We start from the raw sequence: 12,651 nt of genomic DNA on the forward strand, positions 1-12,651 counted from the left end.
GCTTTACTTAATGGCTCGTTTGTCCAATTCGGCTTGGTAGGCTTTGGCATTGCGTTTGTGCTCCATGTAGTTGGAGGCAAAGGCGTGGTAGCCGGAGAAGTCCGCTCGGGCACACATATATATATAGTCGTGCTTTTTGTAATGGAGTACGCTATCAATGGTACTCTGCTCGGGGTAACAGATCGGCCCCGGGGGCAATCCCTTTACCTTATAGGTGTTGTAGGGAGAGTCTGCACTCAGCTGTATTTGCCCGATGCGTTTGACGGCGAAGTCGCCATAAGCATAGCGAGCTGTGGGGTCGGCTTGGAGCTTCATCCCCTCGCGAATTCGGTTGATATAAAGCCCTGCGATGGTGCTGTGCTCATCTTTTTTTGCGCTCTCTTCTTGTACGATAGAGGCAAGGGTTATTATCTCGGCAGGGGAGAATCCGGCTTCTGTGGCGAGGCGTTTGCGCTCGTCGGTCCAGAACTTTTTATACTGATCGTGGAAGAGTGCGACAAGAGAATCGGGCGAAATATCCCAACGCACTTTGTATTCGCTGGGCATAAAGAGGGTACGTATGGTAATGGTATCCACGCCTAGAGAGGTGCAGAACTGGAGGTCTTGTAGTCGCTCTCTCAGGCTCTCGGGCTTCATCCTAAGCTCCCCGGTTAGCGTTTTTATTAGCTCCTCTTGTGTACGAATCCCTCGTGTGATCTGTAGAGTAACAAGGCTTTCTTCTCCACTTGTGAGGGTAGCAAAAAAGGTGTGAAGGCTCATGGAGGGCTCAATGCGATAACGCCCGGATTGAAGTTGCCCTTTGGTGCGTAGAACCCAAGGAGCCACACGATGTAACACACCGGGATAGCGTACCAAAATGCGTTTTTCGATCTGCTGAAGTACATCGTCGGCCGTGGTGTTCTCAGTGACATATACATACATTCCTTCCCCGGATTTCCCTATGGGGGCAAAGCGATACAGCCCTATTACTCCTACAATAGCCAGTACTACGATGATGAGTAAGGTGGTGAGTAGGGTACGGCGCACGCGGCGGCGGTGTACTTTGCGTCTGTCCATCCCGGGACGCCACTTAGGGTGATATGATGAGTTTCTTCGTTTCATCGACTTAGCTAATTTGTGTACGCAAAGATAGAAAAATATACTGCAGAGAGGGCTCCCCTCCCTTAGACACGAAGAAAAGGAGAGTGTATTTTGTTTTCGCACCACGCTCCTCTTTTGACACTTTGCCCTGAGGAATTTTTCTTTGTTCCCCTCCAGCTGGAGAAGTTGCGGCTTTAAGTTTTTATTAGAATAGCTGATTGTCGGTGGAGATGTCGTCTTTCTGTCGTTTCTTTTCTGTTTTATCCTAGATTCTTTCTCTTTGTAATATTGTATTCAAAATAATGTCGTAACTTTCGGGCAGAGACGAAATAATATTGACAGAATGAGGTTGGAGAAATCCGCCTTTGTGGGGTTTTCGTCGGGCTGTAAAGCTAAGTGTTTTATTAAAATAATAGATTATGAGAAGAACAGTAGTTCGCATTCTTGTCTTGATTGTAGCTTGCTTGGGAGGAGCTTGCACTTCTGTGTTGGCTCAAGAGCACTCTATCAAGATGTCTTTTCTCGACAACGTGGGCAGTGATTTCGCCTTGCTTCTAATGGGAAGCCGAGAGGGGGAAGTCTCGTTGGTTTGGGAGGATGGTTCCGTAGAAAAGCATGCCTTGCATACCACGGCCACTGCCATCCGAGGGAAAACGAAGTCTAAAAATTTGGAACTCCGCGGTGATATTGCTGTATTGGAGTGCTCGGGTAATGGCTTAGGCATGCTGGATGTTACAAATATGCCTCCGCTTACCGACCTCATTTCGAGAAAGAATTTCTTCACGAAACTAGACCTTACAAAGAATGTAAATCTGCGTGCTCTTACCCTAGAAAGCATCCCTCTAGAGACGCTGGATCTCTCCAATAATATGTTGCTCGATAGCGTTGTTTGCCAGAATTCGGGGAAGATGACAAGTTTTGTTATGCCTTCGCATTCTCCGATTCAGAAGTTGGTGTTGGAGGGTTGTCCGCGTATTCCTTCGTTGGATCTCTCCGGAGCTCCGGAACTTCGGCATCTAAATGTGGCTCAAGTGTGGCTTAAAGAGTTGGATCTTTCGAACAATAAAAAGATCTCTTATCTCTTTGCCGGCTTTGGATATCTCAATAATCGCCTCGAGAAACTAGTGCTCCCCAAGGAGAATGAGTTCGAAACGATCTTGCTTCCTGCCACGGGGCTTACGGAGTTAGACCTCCGAGATTGTAAAAAACTTAAGACGATTGCGACGAACAACAGCGTCAATTTGGCGAGCATCAATATCGAAGGGCTAACCGAACTTTCCGTTATCGAGTGCCCCTCTTGTGCGATTACTTCGCTTGATCTCTCCCAATGCACCAAGTTGACCAACCTGATTTGTAACAACAATCAGATAAAGACTCTCCGTTTGGATAATTGTCCGCTCGTGTGGAATGTGACTTGTTACGCCAATAAATTAGAGACGTTGGAGTTGAGTAAATGCTCTCTTCTTAAGGTGTTGGACTGCTCAAGAAACCCTATGCTCGAGAAGTATGAACTCCCCATGTCGCTAGAGACATTGGATATTAGTGCTTGTAATCTATCGGAGATTTCCGCTGTCCAGGGGATGAAAACCCTCAATAGCCTTACTTGTAGTGAGAACCAAATTACAACGTTAGACCTCTCTTCTTTGGAGAATCTGAATACTATCATTTGCTATGCCAACCTCATTTCCGATCTTTCTTCCATCGTTAATTTGACTCAGCTAGTGCACGTCAATGTGCATACCAACCCGATTAAAGAGCTGACCCTCCCCAATGCTAAGGGGGTGTATTACGTATCGGTAAAGGGAACGGATATGAACGACTGTGCCCTCAACGACCTCTACAAGTCGTTGCGCCCTAAGGAACCCAAAGATGATAACAACGGAGCCGGCGGATGTATCTTGCTCAACAAAACGCCCTTTGTTGCCACCAGTAATACCGCCCTTGCTATAGCAAAAGGATGGCAGGTGTCTGATCTTGGAGACGGAACCGGCTGTCCCGAGGGTTCGCCTAATGAGAAGATTGATGCGAATGCCATCTCCATTGCGAGACTTTCGCACGGCTGGGTGATTGGCAATATCCCCATGGGAACTCAATGCTTGCTTCTCTACGACCTCTCGGGTAAGCTCCTAAGTCGTATAGAAGTTACCGCTAGCAGTATGTTTGTGGAGGCTCCCGGCGACGGCGTTTATCTCATTCGATTGGATGATAAAACGACCTTACGTTGCCCTCCTATGAGTTACTAAAAATCTGATTTCACGAAATTATAGACCAAATAGTATGATGAAAAAACTACTCGTTTTGATGGCTTGGGTGGTGTGCAGTGTAGCCTCCCTCTGGCATGCTAATGCTCAGGAAGAAAATTTTGACGCCGTTGTCAATCTCTCCGAAGCCGGTAAGTTGTACGACGAAGCTCCCGATAATATTTGGGAGGAAACAGCTGTGTCGGTCAAGATTATAGGCAAGCTCAATAGTTACGACCTACGAGTTTTGCGTCAATTCTGTGGCTCCGATGAGTACGGAACTAAGAGACCTCACGCCTCTGTGAGACGTATAGACCTCTCGGAAGCAACGATTGTGCCCGGTGGTGGAACCTACTACATTCGTGTGGAGGATTTGGGTAACATGCGTGAGTACGTTGTGGACGAGACCAAACCCGATATGCTCCCTGAGAAGCTATTCTATGGCTGCTCCACGATTGAGAGTCTTACCCTTCCCAAGCATATCCGCTCTATTGGTATTGGGGCTTTCTTTAAGTGCGAAAACCTCAAAGAGGTGATCATTCCCGACGAAGTGACTCATATCTACGCAACTGTATTTGGTGCGTGCCCTGTATTGGAAGAGATCAAGCTCCCCAGCAAATTGGAGTTCTTGGGTAACTATGCTTTCACCCACTGTCGTGCTCTAAAGGAGATAACCATCCCGGAAGGCGTAAAGGAAATTCGTCACAATTCTTTCGATCAGACGGATGCTCTTAAGGTGATCAACCTCCCCAAAGAGATGGAAACATTCGACGAAAGTGCTTTCTTCGGCGCCACCGGTCTAGAGGAACTCGTCGTGCCTAAGGGGATCAAGACTATCCCAACTTCCTGCTTCGGATATTGCACCGCGCTACAAAAGATCACTTTCCCTACCACAGTCGAGTCTATCGCCAATGAGGCGTTTGAGGGCGACGCGGCTCTCAAGACCGTTGTATTCGCAGAAGGGCTAAAGACAATCGGGGTAGCTGCTTTTAGAAATTGTTCTTCTATAGAGAAACTGAACTTCCCCAATTCGCTGGAGAGCATTGCTACCGACGCGTTCCTTTCTTGCGAGAAGGTTAAGGAAATTACCTTTGGATCTGGTTTGAAAGAGATTAAGGAGAAGTCGTTTTGGCACAATCATGCCGTGGAGAAGATCTCTTTCCCCGAGAGTTTGACAGAGATTGGTTATGCGGCTTTTAGTGAGTGTCTAGGTCTTAAGGAGGTCAATTTTGGACGGTCGGCAGCCTCTTTCTCCGGCAATCCCTTCCTCGGATGTTTTGGATTGGAGCGTTTCACTGCAGATGAGGGCAATACCGCCTATGCAGCAAAAGAGGGTGTTCTCTATACCAAGAACCTCGCCAAACTGCTCGCCTATCCCAATATGAGCAATAAAGTTTGCAAGATGCCCGATGCCACAACCACTATAGACGACTTCGCTTTTTGGTATTGCACCAATTTGGAAGAGGTAGAGTTCTCTCCCAACTTTGCGGCGTTTGGAGAGAGGGCTTTCTGTGGAAGCAAAAACATCAAGAAGATAACAGTAAAAACGGCAACTCCTGTAGAGAGTGCTTTTGTAGACGATGTGTTTGAGGGGATTAGCCGTAGTGAATGTATCCTCATGGTGCCTCAGGGGAGCAAGAGTGCCTATTTGGCTTCTCCGCTTTGGAAGGATTTCAAGATAACGGAGATGACGGCCCTCGCGCCGGTTGCTTGGGGTGCTGATGTGGCATTGCGCGCGACTTCTGAAGGCTGGGAAGTAGTGAATCTGCCTCAAGAGAGCAAAGAAGTTCGCTTGCTCGATCTTGAAGGGCGTCTCCTCGCGGTGGCTACTCCTCAAGCCGGTAGGGTATTGTTTAGTATCTCCACAGGCGAAGAGAATCCCTGTATTATCGTGGTAATGGGAGGTGCTACGCCTCTTGTTTTCAAGGCGGTACGCTGATATTCCGGAATGGATCCTGTGTAAATCTATATAAGTTCTTCATGAGTAAGGAGGGCTGCCGTCGGGGTGGTCCTCCTTCTTTTTTATGAGAATTAATTAGGATGCTAATGAGCGATTGATAAGCTACTCAGTACTTCTCTACTAATTGATAATGTGCTTTTTATAATATGCTGATGTGTTTTCTTTGGATTCCTAATGAGTATTCTACAAATTCGTAATTAGCTTTCTCGAAAATCTTAATACACTTTCTCCCAATTCTTAATACACTTTCTAGAGATTGGTAATGTGTTTTGGGCGATAAGTTCATTATCTTTGCACTATAAATAAATCAACTCTCCCCTAAAGCGAACCCCTCCGACTTCGGGAGAGCAAGGACAAAAGGAGGAAATGGTCTTGAGTTATGGCAAATAAGCCCTTGCAGTTCGTCCTGATAGAACGTAAATTAAGTGTCGGTCCTCAAGCAGAAAAGATCTATCAGGTAGCTCGCCCTACGGGCAGACATCGTGTGGACTTCCGAAGTTTCTGCGAGCGTGTGGCAAAGTCTACCGCATTCAACCGTCAGGAAGTGGAAGCCGTATTGAACTATGCCACCGAAATCGCACGCGATATTGTTGCCAATGGCGACATTGTAGAATTCGGGGACTTGGGTACGCTCAAGCCCTCTTTCAAGAGTAAAGCTGTGCCTAAGGGGAAGACTTTCCGTGCGCAGGAGCATATCGAAAAACCTGTGGTACTGCTAAATCCGTCGAAGAAGTACTTCACGCTAACCGACGTGACGTACGAACAAACTACCGTTAGACCCAAGAAGGCATGACCTCCGTACTTCAACCTGAACGAAAACGGCGGCGAGGGCTCAGGTTCGGCTACTTAAATTTCATTGGGATACGTTTAGAAGAGCAGGTCGCTTGCGACGTTGCGGAGAGGGTGTTCCTCGGGGAGTTGCGTCCAAGAGCGGAGTGCAGGGCTGATCTGTTTAGTCCATTCCTCGTTGTTGTAGAGCCGCTCTAACCAATCCATTTCGGTAACGGATAGCGTCTTGGGTTGGGCGGAGAGCCTCTCCAGCGTCGTCTCAATCGCTTGAGATAATCCCGAAGTGGGGAGATTTTGTAGGAGTCGGCGAGAGAGCGCGTTGAGCCACACCCTCTGTATCCTTAGGGATTCTCCTCGAGGAAAGCAGGCAACAACGTTTTCGTTCTTAGCCAAAAGGTGAGTGGAGAATAGGCTGAGAAGTTCCTCCGTTTCGAGTGATTTTGCGAAAGAAATTGCCTGGGAATAGGTTAGGGTTTCGGGTGGAAAGGAGAGAAGCCCAAGGATACGCATCTCGCGCAGTTGGGCAGAGAGGAGTTTCTGGGCGAGGCTTAGTCGTGAGGGGAGTTCGCTTGCTAAGTCGCGCAGTTGGGGGATAGACAATCCGAAGTTGTAGGCATAGTCCACACCGGAGGCACGCATGGCAGCGGCTGTAGCCCCGTCCATACGAGAGCGCACCCTCGCCCGCAGTGAAGCCATAATCTCTTCATCGGTGAGCGAAGGTGCGTAAGGGGATTTTTCGGGAGTCGCCATTAAGCTTCGGCAATCTCGCTAATGAGTCGCTGGAAAATACGTCCCATCCGTTCGCTGGCCGCGTTGGCAGCATCAATTACTTCCTGAGCATCGTTGGTATAGTCGCCCTCGAAGTGCCAGCCTTCGTTGGTGATGACAGACATCCCGAATACTCGGATTCCGGCGTGCCGTGCCACAAGTACTTCGGGTACTGTGCTCATGCCGATAGCATCTCCACCCACACGTTGGTAGAAAAGATACTCGGCAGGGGTCTCGTAAGAGGGACCGGTTAGCCCTACATATACCCCTTTTCTCACTTCGATGTTCTCTTCTTTGGCAATGCGTTCTGCACGAGCGATGAGGTCGCGGTCGTAGGCTCTGGTCATATCGGGGAAGCGAACTCCGAACTCTCCCATATTAGGACCGATGAGCGGATTGGGCAGGTTGTTGATATGATCTCGTATAATCATTAGATCGCCTACGTGGTAGGTGTTGTTGATACCTCCGGCAGCATTGGAGACAAAGAGTGTCTCTACGCCGATGAGCTTCATCACACGTACCGGAAAAGTTACGCGCTCCATGGGGTAACCTTCGTAGTAATGGAATCGCCCCTGCATAGCCACCACAGGGACGCCCCCTAGCTTACCGCAGATGAAATTGCCCTTATGACCAATAGCCGTAGAGTGAGCAAAGTTGGGGATTTCGCTATAAGGGATGATGGTGGGGTCTTCTATCTTATTTCCCAATTCTCCCAAGCCACTGCCTAGGATGATACCTATTTTTGCTTTGAAGGGGAGGCGTTTGAGGAGGAAGTCCGCAGCCTCGTGATACATTTTCATTTCCATAGCATTACCTATTTATTGTTTGATTCCGTAGGATTTGATGAGCTTGTGCGCTCGTTGATTCGCCTTTGCAATTACCTCTTCTTCGCCCGGGATCACTCCTTCGCGCATCAGTATTTTACCATCCACAATAGTGGTATCTACCACGGAGCCATCGGCAGAGTAGACGAGGTTGGAGGTGAGGTTGTGTAGGGGCACCATCGTGGGGCGATCTGTGCGCAGGAGGCAAAGATCCGCCAAGGCTCCCTCTTCTATCCTGCCGCCATTAAGCCCTAGTATGTTGTAGCCCTCACGAGTGGCAGATTGGTATATCGCCTCGGCGGCTGTTGCCGTGGGGTCGAAACGCCATACTTTGCCCAGAAGAGCCGCCATACGCATGGCGATGAACATATCCAAATTGTTGCTAGAGGAGCATCCGTCTGTACCGATTCCCACTCGGATACCGCGCTTTTTCATCTCCTCAAACTTAAAGGTGTAGCCCGACGCTAGCTTCATATTGGAAGCCGGGTTATGCACGGTGGCAGCTCCATGGCGAGCGATAACGTCTAGTTCTTCATCCTCCATCCAAAGCGAGTGTGCCAAGACGAACTTATCGCTCAGCGCGCCAAGTTTTTCCAAATAGTGCACGGGGCGCAATCCATACTCCTTGATGGCGTTTTCTATCTCGGTTTGGGTCTCTGAGAGGTGGAGGTGAACCAGCACGCCTGTTTCATCTGCAAAGTCGCGGCAGAAGCGGAGTTGTGGGCCGCTTACCGTGTAGATGGCGTGTGGACCGATAGAGAAGACTACTCGAGAGGAGAACTGCTCAAATTCTTTGCGGTAGCGGCTACAATTTTCTCTGTCGAGCTTGGCGCGCTCTGCGTCCCCTCGGTCAAAGAGTGTGTAGCTCACCACGCCTCGCATCCCCGAGTCCTCTACGGCTTGAGCCGTTGCCATGGGGAAGGCGTACATATCTAGGAACGCCGTTGTACCGGTGCGTACCATCTCGAGGCAGGCGAGCCGTACACCCCAATAGACATCCTCCTCCGTCATGTGTGCCTCCACGGGCCAAATGTAGTCTTCGAGCCAGCGCATCAGGGGCAAATCATCGCCGTAACCGCGGAAGAGGGTCATGGCGGCATGGGTATGCGTATTCGCCATCCCCGGTACCACCACACGGCGGCATCCCTCCAGCACGTCGTAGTGATTGGCTACAGGGATACTCGGGGCAATACGAGCTATTTGGTTGCCCTCAATCAATAGATCTTGTATGGAGCCATTGACAAGGGCACCGGTTATCAATATCGGTTTTTCGTTGTTCATCGGTAGAGTTTATAGAATTCGGCAACGGCTTCTATACCAATGCGGAATATATCCAAGGGGAAGTTTTCGTTGGGAGAGTGGATGGCATTGCTTTCGAGACCAAAGCCCATGAGTACACTCTTGATACCAAGAACCTTTTCGAAGGTAGCGATGATGGGGATACTCCCTCCGCGGCGTACCGCTAGAGGACGCTGACCAAAAGCCACGGCACACGCCTCCTCGGCCGCTTTATAGGCGGGGAGATCGATGGGGCAGAGGTAAGCCTCGCCTCCGTGCATGGGTGTTACTTTGACGCGTACGTAGGGAGGAGCAATCTGCTTTACGTAGTCTACAAAGAGTTTAGAGATCTTATCGTGATCTTGATTAGCTACAAGGCGAGTAGATACTTTGGCGTACGCCTTAGACGGAAGCACCGTTTTGGCTCCTTCGCCCGTGTAGCCTCCCCAAATGCCGCATACGTCGAAGCTGGGGCGGCAGCTATTGCGCTCGAGAGTGCTGTAGCCCTCTTCGCCAAATACGGCGTCCACATCAATGGCTTTGCAGTAGGCCTCTTGAGAGAAGGGTACTTGAGCAATCATATCTCGCTCTTCCTTCGAGAGGGGTACTACATCGTCGTAGAAGTGGGGTATCGTAATGCGTCCCTTCTCATCCACCATTTGGGCAATGATTTTTGAGAGCTCGTTGATGGGGTTGGCAACAGCTCCGCCAAAGTGCCCCGAGTGGAGGTCGCGATTGGGACCGGTTACCTCTATTTCCCAGTAGGCAAGTCCGCGTAGTCCCGTAGTGAGTGAGGGGGTGTTGCGGCCGACCATACTTGTATCTGATACCAAAATCACGTCGGCACGAAGCATCTCTTTGTGCTCTTGGCAGAATGCCTCCAAGTGGGTAGAGCCGATTTCTTCCTCTCCCTCGAATATGATTTTTACGTTGCAACGCACGAGGTCGAGAGCTAAGGCGGTGCGGAGCCCGGCTACCTGTATCATGGTTTGCCCTTTGTCGTCGTCGGCTCCTCGCCCCCAAATGTGTCCGTCGCGGATGACGGGCTCGAAGGGTTCGCTCTTCCAAAGCTCAAGAGGCTCCACGGGCATTACATCGTAGTGACCGTATATAAGGATGGTTTTTGCGCTCGGGTCTATAATGCGCTCGGCAAAAACAACGGGATTACCGGGGGTGGGATAAACTTCGGCTCGTTGCATGCCTGAGGCGAGTAGGTAGTCCCTCCAGTGCTCAGCCGTGCGTACCATATCGGGTTTGTGCTCGCTCTGCGAACTGATGCTGGGGATGCGAAGCAGTGCGAATAGGTCTTGTAGGAACTCCTCTTCGTGGGCTGCGATATACTCTTTTACTGTCATAGCTCTTGTTTGTTTAGTGGTGTTTCATTTATCTACAACCAAAGGTAGTCTATTTTGCTGTATAAAAAAAGAACGGACACCTCGCTTTTGCTTAGGGTGTCCGCTATGGATAGGAAAAAGAGAAATAGCCTTAGACCCGAGTGACCGATGCGATCGTGTCTTTTTGTTTTAGCCCTTCGATGATACGACGTACATCCTCCACGTCGTGTACCATCACCTTGATTTCTCCACCAAAAACTCCCCCTTGAGCCGAGAGGTTGATGCTTGTAATGGAGCGGTAAAAGTCCTCGCTAATGTCTTGGATAATAGCGTTGAGAATACCGATTGAGTCCATCCCTTTGATGGCGAGAGTTGCCTCAAAAAGGGAGTGCGGATGGTCGCCCCAAACGGTCTCGATAAGCTGATTCCCTTTACTGCTTTTGAGTCGCATTGCCTCCGGACAATTGCGCTTGTGTACCATGATGGTGCCGTTGTCGGTAACAAAACCTACCGTATCATCGCCCAAGATAGGAGAGCAGCAGGGGGCTATGGTGTAGTTGGGGGTGAGGAGGTGTTGCTCTAGAAGGTAGGGCTTTTTTGTATTGGGCTTATCCGGAGATTGCGCCTCTTCGATGGTGGCCGCTGTGAGCTCTCTGTTTTTCTTTGAGGGGCGGAATAGGCGCGAGAAGAAGTTGCCATCAGCCCCTTGGAATACCTTGCGGAAAGACTCCGGTAGCTCTATGGAGCGGTTCCCTACGGCCAAGAAGAAATCTTCTCGCTTGTGGAAGTTGTAGTAATTGGCAATCTTGTCGAGTAGGAGAGGGGTGATGGTTTGTCCATCCGCCTCGAGTAGCTCGGTTACCATTTTTTCTCCTAAAGCGGTTTTCTCTCGGTCTGCTTTGCGTAGTGCAGCGTTGATCTTCATCCGAGCTTTCCCGGTCACTACATACTTGAGCCATTCGGGATGAGGCTCCTGGGTCGGGCTTGTGATTACCTCCACTTGATCTCCATTCCTGAGGGTATGGCTCAGGGGGAATAGATGATGATTTATCTTGATACCGAGACATTTATTCCCCAGCTCCCCGTGGAGGGCATAGGCAAAGTCGAGCCCGGTAGCTCCCTTGGGGAGAGTGAAAACTTTCCCTTTGGGGGTAAAGACGCTGATCTCGTCGGAGTAGAGATTGAGCTTGATTGTATCGAGGAAGTCCATCGAGTCCGGAGTGGGATTCTCCAGGATCTCGCGGATCGTTTCTATCCAGCGGTCGAGCTCGGAGTCTTCCTCCACGTTTTCGCTTTTGTACTTCCAATGGGCGGCAAACCCACGCTCCGCTATATCGTCCATGCGGCGAGAGCGTATCTGTATTTCTATCCATTCTCCGTCGGGCCCCATCACGGTAAGGTGGAGCGCTTGGTAGCCATTGGTCTTGGGCGAACTAACCCAGTCGCGGATGCGGTCTGTCTTGTTGCGGTATAGGTCTGTGATCTCGGAGTAAATATCCCAACACACCTTTTTGTCGGGGATGCCCTCTTGGCTCTCAAAAATGATGCGCACGGCATAGAGGTCGTACACCTCTTCGAAGGGGATTTTTTTCTCCTGCATTTTGCGCCAAATCGAGTAGCAACTCTTCACCCTCGCCTTCATCTCGTAGTTGAGTTTTTTGCGAGCGAAGACCTCGCGCAGTGGGGCGGCAAAATGCTCAAAGAGGAGAGTTCGCTGCTCTTCGCTGGCCTCTATTTTGTTTTTAATCTCGTTGTATTCGGCAGGATGCTCTATGTGGAAGCATAGCTCCTCGAGTTCTGTTTTGATGGTAAAGAGCCCGAGGCGATGGGCAATAGGTGCGTAGACGTAGAGCGTCTCTCCCGTGATCTTGAGTTGCTTATGCGTAGGCATCGACTCAAGAGTGCGCATGTTGTGCAGGCGGTCTGCTATCTTGATGAGGACGACGCGTATATCGTCGTTCATGGTAAGGATTAGCTTTCTGAAATTCTCCGCCTGGGCAGAAACATCCTCCTGATCCTTGAACATCTCCACCGAGATCTTCGTAAGCCCCTGCACGATTTGGGCAATCTTGTCGCCAAACATGTCGCGGATGTTCTCTTCGGTGTACTCCGTGTCCTCTATTACATCGTGCAGGAGCGCCGAGGCGATAGAGGTGGAGCCAAGCCCCATCTCGTGGCTAACGATATAGGCAACCGCTATGGGATGCATGATGTACGGCTCTCCACTGCGGCGTCGTACCCCTGCATGCGCTTTATTCGCTAGGTTGAATGCCTTAATAATGATCTCGTCTTTGCGACGATGATTGCTCATTTGATAGTCGTGAAGTAGGGCTTCGAAGGCTGTGCGCACCATCTTCTGCTCTGCTTCGCTTCCGTAA

The 12,651-nt window shown here is 50.0% G+C and carries 9 protein-coding genes; 3 read left to right on the forward strand and 6 right to left on the reverse strand.

The features are described 5' to 3' along the window. Positions 1–3: 3 nt before the first annotated feature. Positions 4–1,101 (reverse strand): endolytic transglycosylase MltG, encoded by a 1,098-nt coding sequence (mltG, locus tag POREN0001_RS01810; RefSeq protein ID WP_040580154.1) that lies wholly within the window; start codon positions 1,099–1,101, stop codon positions 4–6. A 398-nt stretch (positions 1,102–1,499) separates the two neighbouring features. Here mltG and POREN0001_RS01815 point away from each other — a divergent pair, with 398 nt between their 5' ends. The 3 genes from POREN0001_RS01815 to POREN0001_RS01825 all read left to right on the forward strand — a co-directional run bounded on the left by POREN0001_RS01815 (position 1,500) and on the right by POREN0001_RS01825 (position 6,073). Then, complete coding sequence (locus POREN0001_RS01815) at positions 1,500–3,323, forward strand: leucine-rich repeat domain-containing protein (RefSeq protein ID WP_004332407.1); 1,824 nt, start codon at positions 1,500–1,502, stop codon at positions 3,321–3,323. A 34-nt stretch (positions 3,324–3,357) separates the two neighbouring features. Then, positions 3,358–5,259 (forward strand): leucine-rich repeat domain-containing protein, encoded by a 1,902-nt coding sequence (locus tag POREN0001_RS01820; protein WP_052296666.1) that lies wholly within the window; start codon positions 3,358–3,360, stop codon positions 5,257–5,259. Positions 5,260–5,659: 400 nt separating this feature from the next. Next, a complete protein-coding gene (locus POREN0001_RS01825; protein WP_004332612.1) occupies positions 5,660–6,073 on the forward strand; it encodes an HU family DNA-binding protein in 414 nt (137 codons plus the stop codon). A gap of 74 nt (positions 6,074–6,147) precedes the next feature. Here the strand turns inward: POREN0001_RS01825 and POREN0001_RS08950 are convergent, their stop codons facing one another. The 5 genes from POREN0001_RS08950 to POREN0001_RS01850 form a co-directional block, all read right to left on the reverse strand. Next, entirely contained in the window at positions 6,148–6,819 is a 672-nt protein-coding gene (locus tag POREN0001_RS08950) for a hypothetical protein (RefSeq protein WP_004332603.1), read from the reverse strand. Continuing rightward, complete coding sequence (locus POREN0001_RS01835; protein ID WP_004332547.1) at positions 6,819–7,643, reverse strand: purine nucleoside phosphorylase I, inosine and guanosine-specific; 825 nt, start codon at positions 7,641–7,643, stop codon at positions 6,819–6,821. Before POREN0001_RS01835 ends, POREN0001_RS08950 begins: the two co-directional genes overlap by 1 nt. A gap of 12 nt (positions 7,644–7,655) precedes the next feature. Beyond that, positions 7,656–8,942 carry an amidohydrolase gene (locus POREN0001_RS01840; protein ID WP_004332370.1) on the reverse strand — a complete coding sequence of 429 codons (1,287 nt, stop codon included), beginning with the start codon at positions 8,940–8,942 and terminating at the stop codon, positions 7,656–7,658. Further along, positions 8,939–10,294: a dipeptidase gene (locus POREN0001_RS01845; RefSeq protein ID WP_004332525.1), complete on the reverse strand. Its 1,356-nt coding sequence runs from the start codon at positions 10,292–10,294 to the stop codon at positions 8,939–8,941. Before POREN0001_RS01845 ends, POREN0001_RS01840 begins: the two co-directional genes overlap by 4 nt. Positions 10,295–10,424: 130 nt before the next feature. Continuing rightward, positions 10,425–12,626 (reverse strand): RelA/SpoT family protein, encoded by a 2,202-nt coding sequence (locus POREN0001_RS01850; protein WP_224208868.1) that lies wholly within the window; start codon positions 12,624–12,626, stop codon positions 10,425–10,427. Positions 12,627–12,651 lie beyond the last annotated feature (25 nt).

It is taken from the genome of Porphyromonas endodontalis ATCC 35406, from assembly GCF_000174815.1.
Classification (GTDB): domain Bacteria; phylum Bacteroidota; class Bacteroidia; order Bacteroidales; family Porphyromonadaceae; genus Porphyromonas; species Porphyromonas endodontalis.